General features: G+C 49.7%; 20 protein-coding genes. 5 read left to right on the top strand and 15 right to left on the bottom strand.

Annotated features, from left to right (window positions below):
• Positions 1 to 271: 271 nt before the first annotated feature.
• On the bottom strand, positions 272 to 1,030 hold the full coding sequence (locus HPT30_RS12270; RefSeq protein WP_175371698.1) for a sirohydrochlorin chelatase: 759 nt from the start codon (positions 1,028 to 1,030) through the stop codon (positions 272 to 274).
• 21 nt (positions 1,031 to 1,051) lie between these two features.
• Positions 1,052 to 1,342, bottom strand: a complete 291-nt coding sequence (locus HPT30_RS12275) for a YerC/YecD family TrpR-related protein (RefSeq protein ID WP_066379478.1) — start codon at positions 1,340 to 1,342, stop codon at positions 1,052 to 1,054.
• A gap of 362 nt (positions 1,343 to 1,704) precedes the next feature.
• Here HPT30_RS12275 and HPT30_RS12280 point away from each other — a divergent pair, with 362 nt between their 5' ends.
• Positions 1,705 to 2,253, top strand: a complete 549-nt coding sequence (locus HPT30_RS12280; protein WP_175371673.1) for a tyrosine protein kinase — start codon at positions 1,705 to 1,707, stop codon at positions 2,251 to 2,253.
• Between the two features lie 318 nt (positions 2,254 to 2,571).
• Here the strand turns inward: HPT30_RS12280 and corA are convergent, their stop codons facing one another.
• The 4 genes from corA to HPT30_RS12300 all read right to left on the bottom strand — a co-directional run bounded on the left by corA (position 2,572) and on the right by HPT30_RS12300 (position 6,705).
• Positions 2,572 to 3,531 carry a magnesium/cobalt transporter CorA gene (gene corA, locus HPT30_RS12285; protein WP_175371674.1) on the bottom strand — a complete coding sequence of 320 codons (960 nt, stop codon included), beginning with the start codon at positions 3,529 to 3,531 and terminating at the stop codon, positions 2,572 to 2,574.
• Between the two features lie 136 nt (positions 3,532 to 3,667).
• Positions 3,668 to 4,657: an inorganic phosphate transporter gene (locus HPT30_RS12290; protein WP_175371675.1), complete on the bottom strand. Its 990-nt coding sequence runs from the start codon at positions 4,655 to 4,657 to the stop codon at positions 3,668 to 3,670.
• Between the two features lie 18 nt (positions 4,658 to 4,675).
• A complete protein-coding gene (locus tag HPT30_RS12295; RefSeq protein WP_175371699.1) occupies positions 4,676 to 5,293 on the bottom strand; it encodes a DUF47 domain-containing protein in 618 nt (205 codons plus the stop codon).
• Positions 5,294 to 5,610: 317 nt separating this feature from the next.
• On the bottom strand, positions 5,611 to 6,705 hold the full coding sequence (locus HPT30_RS12300; protein WP_175371676.1) for a DUF3048 domain-containing protein: 1,095 nt from the start codon (positions 6,703 to 6,705) through the stop codon (positions 5,611 to 5,613).
• A 177-nt stretch (positions 6,706 to 6,882) separates the two neighbouring features.
• Between HPT30_RS12300 and HPT30_RS12305 the strand changes: the two genes are divergently transcribed.
• Positions 6,883 to 8,271 (top strand): helix-turn-helix domain-containing protein, encoded by a 1,389-nt coding sequence (locus tag HPT30_RS12305; protein ID WP_175371677.1) that lies wholly within the window; start codon positions 6,883 to 6,885, stop codon positions 8,269 to 8,271.
• 216 nt (positions 8,272 to 8,487) lie between these two features.
• On the opposite strand, the gene HPT30_RS12310 is transcribed toward HPT30_RS12305, so the two are convergent.
• From HPT30_RS12310 to HPT30_RS12320, 3 genes are all read right to left on the bottom strand, one after another.
• Positions 8,488 to 9,264, bottom strand: a complete 777-nt coding sequence (locus tag HPT30_RS12310; protein ID WP_175371678.1) for a DODA-type extradiol aromatic ring-opening family dioxygenase — start codon at positions 9,262 to 9,264, stop codon at positions 8,488 to 8,490.
• A gap of 92 nt (positions 9,265 to 9,356) precedes the next feature.
• A complete protein-coding gene (locus tag HPT30_RS12315) occupies positions 9,357 to 10,187 on the bottom strand; it encodes an alpha/beta hydrolase family protein (RefSeq protein ID WP_175371679.1) in 831 nt (276 codons plus the stop codon).
• Between the two features lie 173 nt (positions 10,188 to 10,360).
• On the bottom strand, positions 10,361 to 10,561 hold the full coding sequence (locus tag HPT30_RS12320; protein WP_175371680.1) for a hypothetical protein: 201 nt from the start codon (positions 10,559 to 10,561) through the stop codon (positions 10,361 to 10,363).
• A 183-nt stretch (positions 10,562 to 10,744) separates the two neighbouring features.
• On the opposite strand from HPT30_RS12320, the gene HPT30_RS12325 reads away from it, so the two are divergent.
• The gene (locus HPT30_RS12325; protein WP_175371681.1) at positions 10,745 to 11,407 is read left to right on the top strand and encodes a DUF1129 family protein; all 663 of its coding nucleotides are present in this window, start codon (positions 10,745 to 10,747) and stop codon (positions 11,405 to 11,407) included.
• Positions 11,408 to 11,455: 48 nt separating this feature from the next.
• Positions 11,456 to 12,406 carry a hypothetical protein gene (locus HPT30_RS12330; protein ID WP_175371682.1) on the top strand — a complete coding sequence of 317 codons (951 nt, stop codon included), beginning with the start codon at positions 11,456 to 11,458 and terminating at the stop codon, positions 12,404 to 12,406.
• A gap of 206 nt (positions 12,407 to 12,612) precedes the next feature.
• On the opposite strand, the gene ilvA is transcribed toward HPT30_RS12330, so the two are convergent.
• From ilvA to purM, 6 genes are all read right to left on the bottom strand, one after another.
• The gene (gene ilvA / locus HPT30_RS12335) at positions 12,613 to 13,875 is read right to left on the bottom strand and encodes a threonine ammonia-lyase IlvA (RefSeq protein WP_175371683.1); all 1,263 of its coding nucleotides are present in this window, start codon (positions 13,873 to 13,875) and stop codon (positions 12,613 to 12,615) included.
• A gap of 202 nt (positions 13,876 to 14,077) precedes the next feature.
• Positions 14,078 to 15,394 (bottom strand): SEC-C metal-binding domain-containing protein, encoded by a 1,317-nt coding sequence (locus HPT30_RS12340; protein ID WP_175371684.1) that lies wholly within the window; start codon positions 15,392 to 15,394, stop codon positions 14,078 to 14,080.
• A 322-nt stretch (positions 15,395 to 15,716) separates the two neighbouring features.
• Positions 15,717 to 16,982, bottom strand: coding sequence for a phosphoribosylamine--glycine ligase (gene purD / locus HPT30_RS12345; protein ID WP_175371685.1), 1,266 nt, complete (start codon positions 16,980 to 16,982; stop codon positions 15,717 to 15,719).
• A 26-nt stretch (positions 16,983 to 17,008) separates the two neighbouring features.
• Positions 17,009 to 18,556, bottom strand: coding sequence for a bifunctional phosphoribosylaminoimidazolecarboxamide formyltransferase/IMP cyclohydrolase (gene purH, locus HPT30_RS12350; RefSeq protein ID WP_175371686.1), 1,548 nt, complete (start codon positions 18,554 to 18,556; stop codon positions 17,009 to 17,011).
• Positions 18,557 to 19,156: 600 nt separating this feature from the next.
• A complete protein-coding gene (gene purN, locus HPT30_RS12355) occupies positions 19,157 to 19,774 on the bottom strand; it encodes a phosphoribosylglycinamide formyltransferase (RefSeq protein ID WP_175371687.1) in 618 nt (205 codons plus the stop codon).
• Positions 19,774 to 20,814 (bottom strand): phosphoribosylformylglycinamidine cyclo-ligase, encoded by a 1,041-nt coding sequence (purM, locus tag HPT30_RS12360; RefSeq protein WP_175371688.1) that lies wholly within the window; start codon positions 20,812 to 20,814, stop codon positions 19,774 to 19,776. Before purM ends, purN begins: the two co-directional genes overlap by 1 nt.
• A gap of 200 nt (positions 20,815 to 21,014) precedes the next feature.
• Between purM and HPT30_RS12365 the strand changes: the two genes are divergently transcribed.
• Complete coding sequence (locus tag HPT30_RS12365) at positions 21,015 to 21,251, top strand: hypothetical protein (RefSeq protein ID WP_175371689.1); 237 nt, start codon at positions 21,015 to 21,017, stop codon at positions 21,249 to 21,251.
• The last annotated feature ends 50 nt before the right edge of the window (positions 21,252 to 21,301 follow it).

Genomic DNA, 21,301 nt, shown 5'->3' on the forward strand with positions numbered 1-21,301 from the left:
CATAAATTTCCTCTAAGGCAAATACAAACCTCACGTCATCTGAAGAACCTATTATATACATAAACACTTGCCGCATTTTTCGAAAAACTGAAGTTCCATTATAAATGCAAGCCACAGCACAGCTGCGAAATAAGCGGATATACAGGCTGTAGCTTTTATTAGCTTCAATATAACTATCTTACATGTGTATGCAACGAGAGGTCTTTTCACCACAATTCGGCGAGCACTTAGGCTGCTATTCTACACATATCACCAAGAGCTCTCAGCCCCATTATTCCCCTGAACAGTCCCGCACAGACGCTAACCAATCCTCTACCTGCCGCTGAATCCATCTTGGAAAAAGGGGGTGTGGGAGCAGCGTGCGCCCAGAGTAGCGATAACCTACGCCCTCAAGCCGCTGTGGAATCACGCGCTTCGTAAAGTAACCCTCACTCAAAAAAAGTGGCGCCACCAACACCTCGTGGCCTTGTTGCTGCCAATACTCTGCTTTGCTGCGCACACTGTCCGGGTTCAGCAGCGCATAATCCGCTGCCGCAACGCCGCTGACCTGGGCTACACGCTGAGCCAGGGAAGCAATCCCCCGCTCCCAGCGCTGCCGGAAGCCGTCATGCACACTTCCATGCCCTACCAGCAGGATTGTCTCCTGCTCCGGTTGCTTGGAGAGCTCGCGAATCTTGTCCCAGATCATGAGGGCAATATCCGGGTCATCATCTACAGGATAGCCGAAGTGAACCTTGGCGCTCACTTGAAAACATTCCAGATCGGTCTCTCGTTCAGGCTCCGGCTTCGCTCCCAGTGCATACGCTATCTCATCAATATGTGTACTTCCAGACGAAACAAACAAGGGTACCACCATGATATCCGTGACCCCTGCCTGTTCCAGTTCATTGATTCCGTCCTGAATGAGACGGCCTTCCACCAGCTCCAAAAAAGAAACCGCCACGGGAAGGTCTTCCCGCAGCGATACGCCATTTACGGCTTCATCCACGATAGATACCCAGGCATCGTCGCGTGAACCGTGACTGATCATCAGTACGCCCGGTCTCACGAATTAGCGTCCCAAACGTTCCAATGTCATTTTATATCCATCATTGCCGTAGTTCAGGCAGCGTTTGACACGCGAAATGGTCGCTGTGCTCGCTCCTGTTTCTGCTTCAATCTGGTTGTAGGTAGAGCCTTTGCCCAGCATGCGGGCTACTTCAAGACGCTGCGACAGCGATTGAATCTCGTTCACCGTGCATAGATCGTCAAAGAATATGTAGCACTCTTCCATATTTTTTAAAGTTAAAATAGCCTCGAATAATTGATCCACACTTTTATCGTTTAGCTTCTTCAGCTGCATTAATTAATCATCCCCTATTGTGACTTCTGCCTCTAACTATATTGTACTGGAGCGCTTTTTTCAAGCATTAACGGTTTCACGCTGTAAAGAATGAAATCGACGGACATTTGTCCACCCCAGGTGTACATGTTTTTTTTAGAACTAGACCTCTCTCCTTTTCATCCCTGATCTTAAACCGCCTTCCCTATAGTACTACAAAAGCGCCGAAAATCAAGCGCAGACACGGTTTTTTCATTTCCACACCCCTGATATGGGCATACGCCCTTTTCCGCTCCTATCCCGGTAATCCGGGCATCTGTCTATACCTTATGTTCGCCCATGACATACATTATAGCAAACCAATAACGAAGGAATGTGATATTATGCCTGAGCATTACTATAATCATTCCCGCCGGAGTCACCGTTCGCTGGCTGATCCGCTGAATACATCACCCTATCCTGGAATCAGTCCCTACGGACATACACCAGAGCTGGGAGACACCGGGTTCTTACCCAGTTTGGATGTAACAGAGGTTGCAGATGCGGCACTGGTCCCAGCAGCCGAGGAGGTCACTACCAAAGCAGGGGGACTTCTCGGTGGACTTGGGAATCTGGGGAATCTAGCCAACATGGAGCAGATCAAAGGCTTTGTCGACCGGATGGGTGGCATTGAAGGAATCGTGAGTTCGATGGGCAAGGTCCAGAAGGTGATGTCGAGCTTTCAGCAGATGGCCCCAATGGTGAAGCTGGTCATGGGGACTTTTGGCAAGGGAAAAGGGTCCTCCGGAGCGCTAGCCGCTGAAGAGGATGCCGCTATGTACAGACCCAAACGTCGTAGAAAAAAGTCGCCTGCCTCCGGGAGCCGCAAAAAATCTTCCCGTTCCACTAGCAAACGTACCACTTCCTCCCGCAAACGCCGTCGTAAATATTAAACATCTGATCGTTGACTAGAGTAGGCAGCTCGCTGCGCAGTATTAACCACCGTGGATCTCTACAGTCGCTGCGATCTCTGCAGTATCTCTACGGTTTCTATGGTCTCTATGGTTTCTGCGGTCTCTGTGATAGCTGGTCTCTATGGTCTCTGGCCCTCTATGCTTTCTGTGCTATCTCTACGACAACCCTGCCTCTTTAGCTCCTGCCTATTGGGTACCACTCGTTCCGCCAAGTTCCGACACTTTATCCAAAAAAGGCAGCAGCGTAAATGTCCCAGAACATTTGCGCTGCTGCCTCATCTATTTGTTCCACTCAGCCTATTTAAACCAGCCGCTCCGCTTAAACCAGGCGATCATCCCCACAGTGAGGACTACCATAAGCAACAGGACGGCGAAATAGCCGAAATTCCATTCCAGCTCGGGCATGATCTTGAAATTCATCCCATAGATCCCGGCGATCAGCGTCAGCGGCATGAAGATGGTGGTGATGACCGTTAGTGTTTTCATAATAGAGTTCATCCGGTTGGAGTTCAGCGAGATATAGCTATCCCGGAGATCAGCGGTCATTTCACGGTCCACCTCGATCATATCGGTCAGCTTCAGCAGGTGGTCATAGATGTCGCCAAAATAAATCCGTTCCTCCCCATTGCTCTGCACATGCTGTGAATTGAGTATCCGATACATCAGGTCACGCATGGGCACAATGGTCCGGCGCAGCTTCAACAGACGTCCACGGACATCGAACACCTGGCTCATTAACTCCTCCACCGACTCCTTACTGCCCATACTCTCCAGATCCGCCAGTTCGTCCTCGATACTATATAGACTTGGAAAATATTTATCCACCAGCTTGTCCATCACTGTATAAGCCGCAGCCATGGGTCCGCCTGACCAGCCTTTGCGGCTATGAATTTCCTGCTTTACCTGCTCCCAGGCTTCATTCATCTCCGTCTTCTCCTGATGATGATAGGAGACGAGAAAGCTTTTGCTGAGGAACAGGTCAATCTCTTCCGCTTCCAATGTGCGTTCATTTAACGCATGCAGCACGAAGAACTGCGCATTCTCATAATAGTCCAGCTTAGGACGCTGCAGCACATGCATGCAATCTTCAATCGCCAGCGGATGAAAGTGAAAATAAGAATCCAGAAGTGAAGTCTCCTCTGTTGTAGGTGTTGCAAAATCAACCCAGATCCAGGCGTAATCCGCCATTTGGATTTCTTGAAGCAGCAGCCCTGTCAGCACCTCACCCTGATGGGTTACCGCCATCGTACGTATCATATGATGAAATCCTCCGTTCTGTCCTTAGCCTCTCTGTTCATTGTACCGCATTGATGGCCTTCCTCCCAACTACAAAAAAGAAGAGCCTAATCGACCAATGTCGACCAGGCTCTTATCTGAACACTTGCTTATGATTTTAGAAGAAAATTTTGAAGATTAGTCCTGCCAGCACTGCGCTGATAGGAATGGTGATGAACCACGTAACTACGATCCGTCCAGCTACACCCCATTTTACAGCGGAGAAACGCTTGGCCGATCCAACCCCGAGAATAGCCGAAGTAATGGCGTGAGTCGTACTTACAGGCAAATGCAACAGTGTGGCTGAGAAAATAACGGAAGCCGCCGAAATATCGGCCGCGAAACCGTTGATCGGTTCGATTTTGAAAATCTTCGAGCCCATCGTCTTGATAATCTTCCAGCCGCCCACAGAGGTTCCGAGCGCCATCGCAGTTGCTGCAGCGATTTTAACCCAGAGTGGCACTTCCATGGTGTCCAGACGACCCGAGGTCACTAGGGCAAAAGTAATAATCCCCATTGCCTTCTGCGCATCATTCGTACCATGGGTGAAGGATTGCAGTGCAGCCGTAATAATCTGCATCGTCCGGAAGCCTTTGTTGACGGTATGCGGACTGCGTTTGGCAAATATCCATTTGAGGATAATCATTACAATATAACCAATAACAAAAGCAATCAGTGGCGAGAAGATAAGACCTTCCACGATTTCAATAAAACCGCTCCATTTGATGTGATCGGAACCAGCTCCCACGTATACTGCACCGGCCAAAGCACCGATCAGCGCATGTGAAGAGGAAGAAGGAATTCCGAACCACCACGTTACCAGGTTCCAGATGATCGCAGCGACAAGCGTTGCAATAACGACTTGAATCCCGTTATCCAGCAGGGTAGGGTCTGTGATGCTTCCACCAATCTTCTTAGCGACACCGGTAAACATCAGGGCGCCGACAAAGTTCATGGTCGCTGCCAAAATGATCGCTGTACGCGGCGGGAGTGCCCGCGTTGATACAGAGGTAGCAATTGCGTTGGCCGTATCGTGAAAACCGTTGATAAAGTCAAACGCAAGCGCAAGAAATACAACGATGCCAAGCACTAGTAATGATGTATCCATATATTTGAAGGCCCCTTATTATGAGTTACGCATGATGATCGATTCCAGCTTGTTAGCGACGTCCTCGCATTTATCAGTCGTCGTCTCCAACCGTTCGTACAGCTCTTTGCGCTTGATCAGCTCAATCGGGTCCTTCACTTTTTCGAACAGGACTTTTGTGCAAGTACGCAATACTTCATCGCCCTGGTTCTCGAGATCGTTCAGGCGAATGGTATATTCACGGATCGCCAGCAGCTTTTTCTGGGACAGCAGGTGAACCGCTTTTTGAATTTCATAGGCACTTTGACGGAGAATTTCTGCAAATTGCACAATATATTCATCCGCGTCGAGCAAGTTATACATATAGAAACGTGAGGCTGAAGCTTCCAGACCGTCAATGACATCGTCCATGCTCGTGATCAGATCCATAATGTCGTCGCGTTCTAGAGGCGTAATGAACGTTTTGTTCAATTCTTTGATAACGGTGTGCGTGTAAGTATCACACTGCGATTCGTACTTCTTCATCTCTGCGGCAAAGCTCTCCACGTTATTCTGAAGATTAGTAATATTTTGAGCAAAATAATCCGCAGCTTGGACAATGGTATCCGCCATGTTTTCCAGCGTTTCAAAGAATATGTCCTTTTTTCTCAACTTCATCATTTTAAACCCCTTTACATAAATTACATAAAATAACGGTCTAAACGCGAAGTCATCCAAATGAAAAAGCATGAAAATGAATGACAACTCTGTTATCTTAACATAACAGTGGAAGGGATAGAAGTAAAAAACGACAACTTTTTTACAGTATGATAACAAATTCGTTGAATAGCAATAATATTTCTACATTCACGGAAATAATGGGACATACTGGATTAATAAAAGGCTATGTTATGCGCTTTTTCAAGTAACTTGCCTTCTCTGCCAAGCGGCTGGGGGCATACCTTACTGTTCGCCTGTACGAATGAACTTATTCCCTAAGTTGTTTTCTCCGCCCCCGGATAAGTAATGTGACTGTTGAATGACGGTGCATTGGGCACAATCAGGATATGCGTGACACCTGGATACATGAGTGCCTCCTTACCATCCTTCACAAAACGAATGATATCACCAGGCTTACGCGACCAGCGGCCTTGAATGACTTCTCCGCGCTGGAACAGCAGCGCCTCTCCTCCAAGTTCCACATCGACCTGGAGCCTGCCGACATCATCCAGCACCTTATGGTCACTCCCCATTACGACAACATTCGCAGCTTCCACGGGGTGGTCATTATTCAGATCCAGATGCGGCTTGCCGTTCACCCATCTCTGGTAAGTCGCCCGCTCGACATTATATTTATACCCGACATCATAGCTCTTCAATAGAAAATTCACGTTGAATTCGAGCGCGGCTTGTCCTCCGGTTGGCTGGGCATCAGGATTGTTGAAAAGATAACCGGGCACTGGCGTATCCTGCGCATATCCTAGCTTTTCCGACCCTTCCCTAAGCTTTGCTGTGTTGCTGTACAGATTATGTGGGGCTTTACGATCCTTGTCCCGCCAGAAATAGGCCCCGGCCCTTCCGATTTCGTCGAGGTCTTCCTTCTTCTGTCTCTGCAGAATGGCATAAGCGTCAGGACTGCCTCCCGCATGCACGGTCACTCCGCCGTGGCTCTCGCCAATATCAATAAGATATGGCCGGATGCTGCGGATCGGGCCTATTTTCACAACACCGGTATGACTCTGGAACACACCGATCAAACGTGTAATCCCACCCTCAGCCAGCACCTCATACAGAATATCCGCCTCGCTTACCCCCGATTGTGGGCGGGCGGCAGGTGCATTGTTGATCATTATGGATAATGGCCGCGGCAGCGCGGTCTCCTCCGGGACCTGCAGTCCCGTCAAACCGGATATTGGCCCTCCGACAGGTACCGGAGATGGCGAAGGCTCACTGGACACCGTCGGCTCGGGGATAGACTCAGTAGTTGCTACCGGCTGATTCAGTGCAGCCTCGGTTCCACAAGCGGACAACAGCCCCCCGGCAAGAAGAAAACTGCACAGCAAACGGGAAGAAGCACGGTTCAATATCATAAGGTGGTCGTTCCTCTCTTTCAAGCGTTTCTTCCATTTAATCACAGCCTGTCCATTTTGTCTTGGTTTCGCTAGGATTAGTGATCTCTATGATTGACCACTGTATTTATAAGTAATATTATATAAATTGAATACATAAGTTTCCTATTTTTGGTTTATAGTGAGGGTGGTGTTCATATGGAACCGACAACCACGATAACCGCACAATTAGAAAGCTTTTTAAAAGAGAAAAAGATAACTGTCAGTCAGTTTGCAGAAGCAGCCGGGTTACATACTGGAACACTAAGCAATATTCTTAACGACAAAAAAACAATCTCCATGCAACAGTTAGACAAGATCACGTCAGCTATGCGGCTCGAAGAAGGACATTTTTATGATCTGTACATTCAGGACTGCTTCTTTCATTCTTCACCAGATTGGCGTAGGTTAGGACCGTATCTTAATCGCTGTGCAGAATTGAATAAATTGGATTATATTCGGCAGACCGTTCATTTGATGCTGGACAGACTCTCTTATGCACCTTTGCTGTTTGAGGCTGCTGAAGAATTCTTTAGGAATGGCAAGAGAGCGGCAGCGTTGATTCTCTATGAAAGTCTGGCCGAAACTGAGAAGTATCAACATTCCGAACGACTGGCCCTTTGTCATTACCGTTTGTTCATCATTAACTTATGTGAAGACCAGGATCTAAATACGCTTGCTGCTATTCAATTTGAGCCCTACATTGACCGGCTGGACGAAATGTACCAGTTGGATGCGCTTAATGAATTGATCAATGTGAATATCTCTCTCCATCGTTGGCAGGCCGTTGAGCTGTTATCGCAAAAAATGGGACACAAAGCTATGATTCAATACGAGCAATCCCGTGGACAAAGTCATCCGTACAATGAACCGAACAAGCCCCTTGTGTTTTACGTCCTATACGCTCACTTATCGCTCGGTAATGTTTACAGTCAACATGGGGATTATGAGACGGCCTTGGAATATGCAGATTTATATGGCACAGCAGATTGGGTGGATTCCCCTTCTGACGAAGAGGCGCAAATCATATATCAGTTCCATGAATGGTCTGAAGCAAACCGTTATATGTACAAATTAATGCGAGGGCAAGCTGAGGTTTTGCCGGAATACATTGACTATCTCTCAACCAGACAAGACGAGGTTTTCGTCGGATTATGCAGAATCGTTGCGGCTTCGAATACGTACCATTTCAATATAGACCCTGTTCTTGAACGCTTTGATTCACATCTTCGATTAAAAGACCAAGAAGGACTCTTTGGGGAAGTGAACAGTTTAATCACGATGGATCGTCATACGCGATTGCTGGCTGAACTAGGTCTTTATTATTTAAACAACAAAAAATTTCAAAAAGGCATATTACTAGTATTGGAAAGTTTGGAATCTTCTATTAAAATAAAGTGTGATAGTGCAATACTGAGATGTGTGGGATTATACGAACAATTCAGGCATCATGCACCTGCAGAATCTCAAAATAGATATACTATTCTAATTAGAGAGGTGCAAAAGTTAAATGAAAAGAAAATTGGCTTTTCTCTTGGCTACATGTAGTATTCTTAGCGCTGTTGCTGTTGTTGGTCTTCCCAATCCATCCAATGATTCAGAGAAACCCGTAAAAACGACTATCACTATTAATAGTCATGGCGTTGGAAATTAACAGTTCTTTCCCCCACCAGTGTTAATCCATAAAAACGACTCAAAAAGGGTGCAGCCGGCAAAATCCGGCTGCACCCTGTATTCATTTATCTCAAGATCTTATATTCAATTCTAGTCCAACATCCAGCAATTCAGGCTAAGAGTTCCGTATTGGTAAGCCTGGATCATTAGCTGTGCCTGTCTGCCCTCATCTGCGGTTCCCATCACATAGAAGAGAGGTACAAAATGCTCTTTTCCATAGGTCGGGACAGCTTCTCTGGCATGAGGGGCTTTCTTCTCATAGGCGAACAGCTCAGGGAGATTCCAGGACTCGAGTCCTTTAGCCACCCAGCTGTCGAATTCCTGCGCCCATGCTTCAGGCTGATCATCTTCTCTCAGCAGTCTCAGGTTATGCACCAATCCGCCACTGCCGATAATGAGCACCCCCTGCTCTCGCAGCGGAGCAAGCATGCGTCCGATGTTGTATTGCTCCTTAGGGGAACGCAAAGAGTCTACTGATAACGCAACTACAGGTACGTCAGCCTGTGGAAACAGCTTCTTCAAGATCACCCATACGCCATGATCCAGTCCACGGCCAAGCACTGGCTGATGCGGCAGATTCTGTGCCTTGAACAACTCCGAGATCTCGCGGCTCAGCTCAGGATCACCTGGAGCCGGATAGGTCAGCGAGTACATCTCCTCAGGAAATCCGTAGAAGTCGTGCTTCGCCTCATGCTGAGCATCCACGGTCAATAGCTGCTCCGGACTATCCCAATGCGCCGTGAATACAACGATAGCGCGGGGTTTTTCCAAATCACGGCCGAGTCGCTCCAGAAACCGGGTATATTCATTATCCTCCTGGGCAAGCAACGGGGAACCATGCGCGATAAAAAATGCGGGTAATTTCATAGGATGCCAACCTCCTAACCCAGTATATGGCCTGCATCTTTATTTTACCCCTTCTTCCCCTGTTTGGCGAGTACAGAACAGAGAACGGCTTTCTATATCATCCAGTTCTGCCATTCCTCCTGCAGGTGCTCCTGCTCGTTCATCCATTCCCGAGTCCGCTTAAGCAATTGCTCCTGCGCCGGGCCAGTGGAGAAGGTATGATCCCCCTGAAAAATAATTTCTTTATCGCAGCGGCCCTCCGGCCGGGTCCAGAATAGCTTTTGGTATAGAAAGGCATAGTCTACCGGAATAACATCATCCGAAGTCCCGTGAACAACCAGCACATCACCGCTGAATTTGCCAGCTTCCTGGAACGGTTGGAACGCCGCCAAGGAGTTAAAGTATACAGGGGTAAAGGAATAGCCGGCATGATCTGCCGAACCAGTCTTCACCGCTTGATCGTACGCATCCCGGCCCACGATCTTCACAATGTCATTGAACGGGTAACCAACCGCTGACCACAGAACCAGGTTCTTAACCCGGCGATCACGAATCCCTGTTAAGAGAGCTACGGCCCCGCCAAGACTGTGTCCGATCAGCGTTACCCGCTGCGGGTCCACATCTGCGGAACTAATCCCGTAATCCAGTACAGCACGAGTCTGGGCGATCATGGACTCCATATCCTCGCTGCCATAATTCCCGGTGCTCTCGCCGCAACCTGCATAGTCAAAGCGAATAACCATGTAACCGTCCTGAGCCAATTCCCGGGCAGCTTTGACAAAAATCCGGTCCACCCCGATCCGGTTACCTACGAATCCATGGCAAATCACCGCCAAAGGAACCCGGTCCTTGCAACGCCCGGTGGTCCCTTTTTCTTTTGTCGGATAATGAATGCTTGCGGTTAGTTCCTCCCGGTTATGCCGGATTACAATTGCGCGTTCCATTGCCGTGTCCTCCTTCTAAAATACATATCTGTCTGATATATTTTGTAATTCCGATAAATTTAGTATGAATTATATTCTTATTATACGGTATCCAACATTATTGTCAATAGAAAAGGAAAAGACCTCTCTTGTTCACCGGGAACAAAAGAGGCCACCGTTGCTGAAAGGGCCCGTCAGTCGTAACTGTCGTGGAACATGTCATGCGTTTCCTGTCTGCCTTCCCAATCCTTCATCCAGTTATCGGTTGTTTCCGTGGCAGCATCCCAGAGACTGAAGCCATCGGAGCCACCCCAATCTACCATGCCATGGGTCGGTTCAGGCTCGAAGCCATCGCCCATGAATCTGTCCTGCTCCTTCTGATCACCATGTTCCATAACCTCGCCCTGCCCTTCCAAGTACTGTATTTGTTCAAATCCATTACCTTATCAGTGTTCACGCTTTGATAAGGATTATGCATCACAGGCCGAAACGCATTTCCTTGCACTGACCTGCTTGTCAAACGTATACTTTAGGCTAAGGTATTCATGATTTATGATATTGGAGGTAATATCCGCCCCATGAAAGTCAAAGATATGATTAAGGAAAACAACGCACTTCGCGAGCAGCTGACACCGTTCAACCGCTCGTATTTTGAGGATATGATTCTCGCGATGCGGGCCAGCCGGGTTGATGCTCTTCGTACAGAGGAACTGCTCCTGGAAGCGGCCAAGCTGCTGGTTCAAGAACAAGGCAAAGGCAGGAACGCCAAACAAATTTTTGGAGAGCATCCGGAAGACTATTTCAGAGAGATCGTGGAGAGTGTACCGCCGGCTCCCGCCAGAAGTAAGCTGAGCTACTACCTAATGATTCCATGGGCGGCCCTGACGTGTCTGTTCGGCGTATTAGGCGCATTCGGCCTGTTGTTCCAATGGACTACCGGCTCATCGGGGATATTCAGTCAGGTCAGCCTCTTCACCCTTATTGCCGTAGGTATTGGCTCCATTGTCGTCATTGAATTATTTATGAAGTGGATGGCTGCCTTGTCTGACAGCGACACACCGCAGACAAAGGGTTTTGACCTCAAGGGACTGAGCATCTATATTGCAATAGCCGCTGTAGTGATATTTGTCGGTACGTACCTGGATACGTTGCTGCCCGTCTTCTCGATTTCCCCTTGGATCAGCCTGATTATTTTCGCTGTCGGAGCGATCGGCCTGAAAGTGCTGTTCATGAAAAGATAAGTCACATACTTCTCTTACTCCATTTCAAATAGACAGGAGGAAGCACATATGAACAAGAAGCCCTATTTGTTAGCAGCCGTTCTTGCGATTACCATCGGTGTACAAGCCATCCCCACCGCATCTACTTATGCAGCGGGGAGCGGATCAAGCACTCAGGAAAGCACCGGCAAGACTTCCACAACAAGCGCAGACAACAGTCATTCGGAAGCTATATACAAGGCTGCCCAGCCCCTGCTCTCGTCGTCGTCCAAGCTTCCGCAGGCTATTAAATATTTGAACAGCAACTTGTATGCCGTGACTTCTTACCGGGCCACAATGATGACTTTGCAGCTTGAGAACCTACATAAGGCCGCTCTCGGGGCATGGGAGAACAAATTCAGCAGAAGTGATGTGCAGCGCCAGTTGGCTATCGTATATAAACCACAGGTTAGTATGGTCAAGCTGGCTGAAAGTGTTAAAGACCCTGCCCTGCGAACGTTGCTGGAGACGGCTGGAGAGAGCGGTTATAAGCTGGAGACGGCAGAAGGTACTTACTTTCCTGTAATTGATTATGCAGCCTACCGCAAATACAAAGTATATGTCACGAACGACATCAGCGATTATCTAACGATGATGGCTGCGGAGTCTGATCTTCCCTCTGCCAAGGACAACGGGCTGGTCATCGCCTGGACCGAGGTAGCCGCCCGCGCCCTGGCGGCAGAGCAGTTCACGCGGAGCTATCCGAAGTCAAATCGGATCACGGCCGCGAAGCAGCTGTACGCGAAGTACATCGCCAGCACATTCTATGGCCTGAACAATACCCCCTTATTCCATTACGACAATCTCGAAATGGATCTGGAGGCACAGAAGGCCTATGCCGGACTGTTATCGGCCAAGAACCCTGATAATAGCCCCTTCTTGCAGAAGCTCGAAGGCTTCATGAAGCTGCTGAAAGAGAACGGCTATCTGCTCGACGACAAGGTAGAGCAGTACAGATCCAAGGAAGTCCCTCTAACTTAGCTCATAGCTGTTGCGAAGATAACCCTTGAAGACTCCACAAACCAGGATTGCTATGCAAACCTTTAGAAAGCAATACAAAACTTCAGAAGGCAATGCAAGCCTTCAGAAAACAATAAAACGCGGCATCAAACAGCAAAAGCCCGTCCCACTATCAAAAGTGGGACGGGCCTTTTTTATGATCTATACAGCTCTCTCAGCCGTATCCATTAAATTAACATATTGAACAAATTCATATCCTTGTTGATTTCCGTGTAATCCATGCCCTTCTGCTGCATCCGTTCGATCAGCGGGGCATATGATTCCTTACTGGACAGCTCAATGCCAACCAGTGCAGGGCCGTTCTCCTTGTCATGCTTCTTCGTATACTCAAAACGGGTGATATCGTCTTCCGGACCCAGCACCTCTGCCAGGAATTCGCGAAGTGCACCAGCACGCTGCGGGAAATTCACCATGAAATAATGCTTGAGACCTTCATGGATCAGCGACCGCTCCTTGATCTCCTGCATCCGGTCAATATCATTATTGCCACCGCTAACGATGCAGACCACCGTCTTGCCACGGATTTGATCACGGTACTGATCAAGGGCCGCGATAGGCAGGGAGCCCGCCGGCTCTACAACAATGGCATTTTCATTATATAACTCCAGGATAGTCGTACAAGCCTTACCTTCAGGCACCATAACAACATCATCCAGAGAACGTGAACAAATATCGTACGTCAATCCACCCACACGCTTAACAGCCGCACCGTCTACGAACTTGTTGATGTGATCCAAGGTAACTACTTTTCCTTGCTTAAAGGCCTCACTCATAGAAGCCGCACCAAGTGGCTCAACACCAATGACCTTCGTAGAAGGGCTAACGGTTTTGACATAGGTTGAGACGCCTGCAGCCAAACCGCCTCCGCCTATAGTCACGAAAATAAAGTCGGCAGGGTTGTCCAGACTTTCCATAACCTCCATGCCAATCGTTCCGTTACCGGCAATAATTCTCGGCTCATCGAACGGATGGATCAGCGTCATCCCGAAATCGATGCAGGCCTGCAAAGCTTCGTCATAGGCATCATCAAAGGTATCCCCCTTCAGAATCACCTCTACGAATTCCCCGCCAAAGCGCCGAACCTGCTTCACCTTCTGGCTTGGTGTGGTGCTCGGCATATAGACCTTGCCTTTAATTCCAAGCGCCTTGCAGGAGTAAGCTACGCCTTGGGCGTGGTTGCCTGCACTGGCGCAGACAATGCCTTTCTCTCTGTCCTCTGGGGACAGGCTACGAATCATATTATAAGCCCCGCGTATTTTGAAGGAGCGGACAATTTGCAGATCCTCCCGCTTCAAGTACACATCGCATTCATATTTGGCAGACAGTACCGCATCACGCTGCAACGGCGTACGAACAATGACCTCGCGCAGCACGTGATGTGCTCGTACAATATCTTCCATCCCCAAGATCCGGTCTTCGTCTTCTCTCATGACTCTCCTCGCCTCACTGTCTCTGTCTAATCGTTTTGCTTCTTGTAACATACTATTCCCTCAGACTTTTTTCAAGGCCAGTTTTTCTTAGGTATAAAACACAATAAGAGGTGTCCCGCAGTCATCTGTCCATGACTACGGTGACACCTCTTCTTATACGTTGCTGAACGCCTGCATAGGCACCTCAGACATTACTCTTCCACTATTGCTTCAACATCCACTTCAGCAGATCCGGCACGCTTGTCCAAAGGCGTGAATTCACGATGACATATTCGATCGCCTCATTGGCGTCGCCTCGCCCAACATAGTCCGGGAGATTATGCGGCAGCCGCTTGGTGCCAAGCAGATATTCAGGCACATGCTTGTTCACATTACGGGCAACCCGGTACAGCATTTTTAGCTGGGCAGTCAGCCCGTTCTTCTTGTACTCCAGCAGCATACGGCCATAGGCATAGGAAGCCGCGGCATCATTTTTACCATATAGCTTAAGAATCTGCTCCGCCTTACCCAGCTTATTGTTGTAGAGGTAGGCTGCTACCAACAAATAACGGGCACCTGTGTTGTCGTCCGGATTCAGCTCCAGCACGTGCTCCAGCGTCTTAACCGCTTCTTCGGCATTTCCGCCGAACCAAGAGGAATCAGCATAACTCTTACAGATACGGATATAAGGCCGGGTCTCTACAAGCCCCCAGAAATAACCTTTATTCTCCTTGAAAAAGTCTTCGCCCAGCTCGCGTGCTCCGGCGTCCATCCCAGCTTTTAGAAAAGCACGGGCCTCTTCCTCATCCTCAGATTCCTCAGCCAGAACAAGATAAGCGTCCGGACTGTCTGGGTAAATTTCCAGAATCGTACGTGCAAGCTGTACCCGGCGTTTGGCCGATGGGGTTTCCATCACTTTTGCCAGTAGTGCTTGTTCCTTCTCCTTTGGACTCTCCAGGCTACTCAGTTCAGCCAATGTGTCAGGCGCTTCGCCCATACCGTACTCTTCGATATAATTCAGCATTTCCTTCACTTTACGTGAGATCGTTGCCGCAGTAACCTCATATTTAATCGCCAGTTCCGCCTGGGTGAGCAGGAAGCCGTACTCTTCAGACAGCAAATACTCTATTGCTGCACAGAAGGAACCCATCTTCTTGACCGCAGGTTTGGTTTGACGAGAATAGCCGTTCCACAGGACAAGCGCCTCTTGAATAAGCTCCTTGTCGAATTTATTTCTCATGCTCTCTATGAGATGCAACCCCAATTGCTCATGGGACGGATGCTCCCATTTTAGGTCACGGGATACCATTTTTCTAAGCTTGGCCAGGGTAAGCTTGTTCTCCGGGCGTTCTGCGGGCTGTGCTGCTGCCGGTTGTTCTGTTTGCAGGGCAACTGCCGAAATCTCCTGTGCCGCGGCTTCTTCCGTTGTTACGAGCCGCAGTATGGATTCGACTGCATTCTGCTCCTTGCCGAGACAGCACTTCTTATATTTCTTCCCGCTGCCGCACGGGCACAAGTCATTTCTTCCAACCTTACTCAAAACCAATTCCCCCTTAAATCTGTGACTGAATGTACGCCATCAAGCGCACTGCTGCATGCCCTGGTATGTTATCTCCGGCACGGAACCTTTATATCATATGTGCTGTAAGATGACATTTCAAGCACCTCCAGAAAACGGCACAGCATAATTTGCACAAGCTGATGTTTAAAAAAGGCCTTTCCATGATCGGAAAGGCCCCTTTATCTGTATATATCCGCACATTTTCCCCCGTACGTGTTGTATTATAGCACTTTTTCTATCACTTGTCAGTCCTTTTTTAGGACTTATAGCGTAAAAAAATGCTAGATACAGTCCTTTTTCCTTAGACGAGTGCCTTCATCGCGATGTCACTACGGCTTTGTTTTCCGGGAAAAGCGATCCTTTCGGCACGGGCATAAGCCGCCTCGCGAGCCTCGCGGATATCCGCACCCAGTCCTACGACACCCAGGACACGGCCGCCGTTAGTCAACCAGCTTCCATCCTCACCACGGGCCGTTCCCGCATGGAAGACCAGCCCTTCTCCGTCCTCTTCCAGACCGGAAATCGGTTCACCCTTCGGATAAGAGCCCGGGTAGCCGCCAGAAGCCAGCACTACGCATACTGCGGCTTCCTCGCTCCACTCGATCTCTATGTCTGCCAGACGCCCTTCCACTACTGCCAGGAAGATTTCGAGCAGATCACTCTTGAGCCTTGGCAGAACCACCTGGGTCTCCGGATCACCGAAGCGGGCATTGAACTCGATCGTCTTCGGCTTGCCATCCGGCGAAATCATCAGCCCTGCGAACAGCACCCCGCTGAACGGGCGTCCTTCCGCTACCATGGCTTTCGCCGTAGGCTCAATGATACTCTCCACCGCTTCGCGGATAATGGCTTCGTCGATATGCGGCAGTGGAGAATAGGTCCCCATACCGCCAGTGTTAGGCCCCTTGTCGCCGTCGAACACCGGCTTGTGATCCTGGGCGGCAGCCATCGGCCGCACCGTCTCCCCGTCCACAAAGGCCAGAATGGACATCTCTTGCCCGGCCAGGAATTCCTCGATGACAACTTGAGCGCCCGCTTCACCAAATACTTTGCTGACCATAATATCTGCCAGCGCCTTGTCCGCTTCTTCTCTGGAGTAGGCTACAGTCACGCCTTTGCCTGCTGCCAGCCCGTCCGCCTTGATCACTATCGGCAGTGGCTGCTCTTGCAGATAAGCCGCAGCTGCTTCATAATCGTCAAATTTCTCATACGCCGCTGTCGGAATATTGTACTTGTGCAGCAGATCCTTCATGAAGGTCTTGCTGCCTTCGATCTCTGCCGCATTGCGGCGCGGACCGAAGACCGGAATACCTTCTGCTTCAAAAGCATCGACAATCCCTCCAGCCAGCGGGTCATCCGGCCCGATGACAACCAGACCAACCTCCCGCTCCTTCGCAAAAGCGGTCAACCGGTCGAACTCGAATACGCCAATCGGCACGCATTCCGCCAGCTGCGCAATCCCGGCATTGCCGGGGGCGCAGTAGATTTTACCGGCGCGCGGGCTCTTGGACAGGCTCCATATAATCGCATGCTCCCGGCCGCCGCCGCCAACCACTAAAATATCCATAACAATGAAATCCTCCCAAGACAGCTCTAGTGTTTGAAGTGACGGACGCCAGTGAAGACCATAGCGATGCCATACTCATTCGCGACCTTGATGGACTCTTCGTCCTTGATGGAGCCACCCGGTTGAATAACCGCCGTAATTCCTGCTTTTGCAGCCATTTCTAAGGTATCGCCCATTGGGAAAAACGCATCGGAGGCCAGAATGGCTCCTTTGGACTTCTCTCCGGCTTGCTCAATCGCGATCTTCGCCGCACCGACCCGGTTCATTTGGCCTGCGCCTACGCCGACCGTCATATCATCAGCTGCGAGCACGATGGCGTTGGATTTCACATGCTTAACAACTTTCCAGCCGAACAGCAATTGCTTCAGTTCTTCTTCCGTAGGCTTACGGTCAGTTACCACCTGCAGCTCATCCGGGTTAATGGAGTGCACATCGCTCTCCTGAACTACCATACCACCGTCGATGGAGGTCACGACAAAGCTGCTCTTACGCGCAGCTGCCGCACTGAGATTGCCGATTTTGAGCAGACGGATATTCTTCTTCTTGGTCAAAATTTCGAGCGCTTCATCCGTGAAGCCTGGCGCTAAAATAATCTCCAAGAAAATATCCTTCAGCAGATTAGCTGTATCCGCATCAATAATCCGGTTAGCAGCCACAATGCCGCCAAAGATGGAGGTCGGATCGGCATTGTAAGCTTTTTGGTAAGCTTCATACACGCTTGCTCCTACGCCCACTCCGCAAGGATTCATATGCTTAACCGCTACGACAGCCGGCTCTTCAAATTCCTTAACGATTTGCAGGGCAGCGTTGGCATCGTTGATGTTATTGTAGGACAGCTCTTTGCCGTGCAATTGCTCTGCCGCTGTCAGCGTATCCAGCGAAGCCAATGGCTTGCGGTAGAAAGCAGCCTTCTGGTGTGGGTTCTCGCCATAGCGCAGATCCTGGATCTTCTCGTAAGTTACCGTATAGCGCTCCGGCAGCGGATCACCGGTTACATTTGACAAATAATCGGAAATCAGGGCATCATAAGCCGCCGTATGGCGGAACACTTTTGCCGCAAGACGTTTGCGGGTCTCGAGTGTCGTATCTCCACCTGCACGAACCTCTTCAAGCACCGCTGCATAGTCGCTGGCATCTACTACCACACTGACAAAAGCATGGTTCTTCGCCGCAGAACGCAGCATCGTCGGCCCGCCGATATCGATGTTCTCAATGGCGTCTTCATACGTTACGTCCGGCTTGGCAATCGTCTCTGCGAAAGGATACAAATTGACGACAACGAGGTCGATGTAATCCAAGCCAAGCTCAGTCATTTGACGAGTGTGCTCTTCATTGTCGCGAACGGCTAACAGGCCGCTGTGTACGGCTGGATGAAGTGTTTTGACACGTCCGTCCATAATTTCGGGGAACCCTGTCACATCGGAGATGCCGATGACCGGCACGCCTTCTTTAGCCAAAAGTGTGCTAGTTCCGCCTGTGGAGATGATTTCTACGCCCAATGCAGACAACTCGCGGCAAAAATCCACGATACCCTGTTTATCCGATACGCTGACCAGCGCTCTTTTGATACTCACTTTGATTAGTCCTCCTCCGGATGTTCCGTGCAATTTATAAAGCCGTAATAGCCAAGATAAACGAAAAGAATAAGGGACCACAATCTAAACGGGGTGAATCTGAATACGTGAGAATAGCTGTCCTTGCTGGAAAATGAAATGCTGTTAAGTTGTCATAAGCATTGTAGTCGCGGCCAGTAGCAGTAGCTACAACGGTGAACGATCTCAGCTAACCGCACGCAATAACCATAGCTTCAATAGTAGCTACAACAGTCGTTATAACAGCTTCAATCGCGACCACCTACCAATTAACAGGATTTCTTCCTGTTAATTTAGCCATGCATACCTTTTCTGACAACTTACCGGGAAAATCTCCTGTTATTTCGTCCGATATCATCGAATGCTGTACAAACGAGCCGATTAACTGGAATTTTTCCATTTAAATCGTCCAAAGCACGGAAATGAGGCACATTAACGGGAGAATTTCCTGTTAAACCATCGACCGGTATCCCCTGCCATGCGACATCACTCGCAGTTTGTGCAATATTTCCCGAGAAATATCACTCTCGCTGGAGAGTAGCTTCAAATGTCATTTGGAGTCGACCGATTCGCCTTAACTACTCACTTTTCGCGAATGATCGTCTTTCTGCCCACCAGTTCAATCCGCCCATCGGCAAAAGCAGCGACCACATCGGCATACAAGCCATGCTCTACCTGATGAATCCGCTCAGCGAGTGTCTCCGCCGTATCGTTATCCTCCACAGCGACCGTTCGCTGGGCAATAACCGGGCCGGTATCCATGCCACCATCCACATAGTGCACCGTCACGCCCGTCAGCTTCACACCATAATTCAGTGCCTGACCAATCGCGTCTATTCCGGCAAATGCCGGCAACAGCGAAGGATGAATATTGATAATCCGCTCTGCGTATGGCGTCAACAGAACAGGTGTAATAAGCCGCATATATCCGGCCAGCACAATCAGCCCGATGTCCCGGCGCTGAAGTTCGGCCACAATCTCTGCTTCGTACAGCTCCCGGCTGGCAAAATCCTTCGGGCGCAGGAGCAGGGTCGGAATACCCGCCTCCACTGCCCGTTGTGCCGCACCTGATTCCGGCTTGTCGGAGACAAGCAGTTCAATGCTCCCGCTACCAAGCTTGCCTGCCTTTTGCGCTTCAGCCAGCGCAGCAAAGTTGCTGCCCTGACCTGAAGCAAACACGGCGATGCGGTTCAATTGCATTATACTTCAGCTCCCGTAAAGGTAACGATGCGCTCGCCTTCGGTCACAGTACCGATGATATAAGCTTCTTCGCCGCTTGCTTTGAGCAGCTCAAGCGCCTGCTCACCATTCGCAGCGTCAACAACCAAGACCAAACCAACACCCATGTTAAATGTGGTGAACATATCACGGTTGGTTACGTCCCCTTTGCTTTGCAGCAGGTTAAAGATCGGCAGAATCGGCCACGAGCCGTAGTTAATCTCTACATTCACACCTTCTGGCAGCACACGCGGAATGTTCTCAATGAATCCACCACCAGTAATATGCGCCATTCCCTTCACCGGAAGCTGTTCGAGCAGCGACAGCAAAGGCTTCACATAAATCTTGGTCGGTGCCAGCAGCACATCTACAAGTGGTGCTCCCAGTTCATCAACCGTCTCATCCAGCGCATATCCGTCTTCTTCCAGCAAAAGCTTACGTACCAGCGAGAATCCGTTGCTGTGCACACCGCTCGAAGCCAGTCCAATAACTGTATCTCCAGGGGCAATCGTTGCTCCGGTAACCAGCTTGGCCTTGTCGGCGATTCCAACTGTGAAGCCTGCGATGTCATACTCGCCCTCAGAATACATACCAGGCATTTCCGCTGTTTCGCCGCCAATCAGGGCACAACCCGCTTGATGACAACCTTCGGCAATACCTGCCACGATAGCTTCAATCTTCTCCGGCACTACCTTGTCGCAGGCCAGATAATCGAGGAAGAACAGTGGCTCCGCGCCTTGTACCACGATATCGTTCACACACATGGCCACTGCATCAATACCAATGGTGTCATGGCGATCCGCCGCGAACGCGATTTTCAGCTTCGTACCTACGCCGTCTGTTCCCGATACCAGAACTGGCTCCTCATACTTATCCTTATTGAGGCCGAAAAGCGCGCCAAATCCGCCCAGCTCAGTCATGACCTCGGGACGGAACGTGCGTTTTACGTGCTTTTTCATGCGTTCTACCGCTTCATTGCCAGCCGCAATATCCACTCCGGCGTTCTTGTAAGCTTCCGACACTATTGGACACCTCATCTTATATAGTTTAGTGTGCGTTTACGGGGCGGCAGGGAAGGAGGTGGTTTTCAGACGTCATTCCGATGAATGTTGGACTTCCGATCGCTGTTATGATTGTATTTCCTGATTTAAACCGCTATTCGCGGTAGAAATCCAATCATAAAGGCGAACGCTACGCTTCTACAGCTCCAAAATTCCTCTCCATGAATTCCAAACCACCAGATAACCCTGCCGCAAGCCGCAGTTCGCACCTTGCACAACAGCAAGGGTTCGGTGCTCTGGCGAAGCCGAGCACCTCACTAGGCGAGAAAAGCGCACCGCTTTTGCGCAGCAAACAGGAACTAGCTTTTCAAGCCCTCGGTGCTTGGAGCGAAGCCAAGCGCCTGCCAAGCACGGGCGAGAAAAGCACACACCGCATTTGCGTAGCAAACAGGAATTAGCTTTTCGAGCCCACGCCCTTGATGCGAAGCCAAGCGCCTGCCAAGCACGG

Source organism: Paenibacillus agri (genome assembly GCF_013359945.1).
Taxonomy (GTDB): Bacteria; Bacillota; Bacilli; order Paenibacillales; family Paenibacillaceae; genus Paenibacillus_AQ; species Paenibacillus_AQ agri.

What these genes read in the sequence shown, in the direction of transcription:
- corA (WP_175371674.1), bottom strand. Translation starts at nt 3,531, where the DNA reads ATGATACGTACGATGGCGGTAACCCATCAGGGTGAGGTGCTGACAGGG.
- HPT30_RS12325 (WP_175371681.1), top strand. Translation starts at nt 10,745, where the DNA reads ATGAAAGTCAAAGATATGATTAAGGAAAACAACGCACTTCGCGAGCAG.
- HPT30_RS12280 (WP_175371673.1), top strand. Translation starts at nt 1,705, where the DNA reads ATGCCTGAGCATTACTATAATCATTCCCGCCGGAGTCACCGTTCGCTG.
- HPT30_RS12290 (WP_175371675.1), bottom strand. Translation starts at nt 4,657, where the DNA reads ATGGATACATCATTACTAGTGCTTGGCATCGTTGTATTTCTTGCGCTT.
- ilvA (WP_175371683.1), bottom strand. Translation starts at nt 13,875, where the DNA reads ATGAGAGAAGACGAAGACCGGATCTTGGGGATGGAAGATATTGTACGA.
- HPT30_RS12300 (WP_175371676.1), bottom strand. Translation starts at nt 6,705, where the DNA reads ATGATATTGAACCGTGCTTCTTCCCGTTTGCTGTGCAGTTTTCTTCTT.
- HPT30_RS12275 (WP_066379478.1), bottom strand. Translation starts at nt 1,342, where the DNA reads ATGCAGCTGAAGAAGCTAAACGATAAAAGTGTGGATCAATTATTCGAG.
- HPT30_RS12295 (WP_175371699.1), bottom strand. Translation starts at nt 5,293, where the DNA reads ATGAAGTTGAGAAAAAAGGACATATTCTTTGAAACGCTGGAAAACATG.
- purN (WP_175371687.1), bottom strand. Translation starts at nt 19,774, where the DNA reads ATGCAATTGAACCGCATCGCCGTGTTTGCTTCAGGTCAGGGCAGCAAC.
- HPT30_RS12310 (WP_175371678.1), bottom strand. Translation starts at nt 9,264, where the DNA reads ATGAAATTACCCGCATTTTTTATCGCGCATGGTTCCCCGTTGCTTGCC.
- HPT30_RS12330 (WP_175371682.1), top strand. Translation starts at nt 11,456, where the DNA reads ATGAACAAGAAGCCCTATTTGTTAGCAGCCGTTCTTGCGATTACCATC.
- HPT30_RS12365 (WP_175371689.1), top strand. Translation starts at nt 21,015, where the DNA reads ATGAATTCCAAACCACCAGATAACCCTGCCGCAAGCCGCAGTTCGCAC.
- purD (WP_175371685.1), bottom strand. Translation starts at nt 16,982, where the DNA reads ATGGATATTTTAGTGGTTGGCGGCGGCGGCCGGGAGCATGCGATTATA.
- HPT30_RS12315 (WP_175371679.1), bottom strand. Translation starts at nt 10,187, where the DNA reads ATGGAACGCGCAATTGTAATCCGGCATAACCGGGAGGAACTAACCGCA.
- HPT30_RS12320 (WP_175371680.1), bottom strand. Translation starts at nt 10,561, where the DNA reads ATGGAACATGGTGATCAGAAGGAGCAGGACAGATTCATGGGCGATGGC.
- HPT30_RS12270 (WP_175371698.1), bottom strand. Translation starts at nt 1,030, where the DNA reads ATGATCAGTCACGGTTCACGCGACGATGCCTGGGTATCTATCGTGGAT.
- HPT30_RS12305 (WP_175371677.1), top strand. Translation starts at nt 6,883, where the DNA reads ATGGAACCGACAACCACGATAACCGCACAATTAGAAAGCTTTTTAAAA.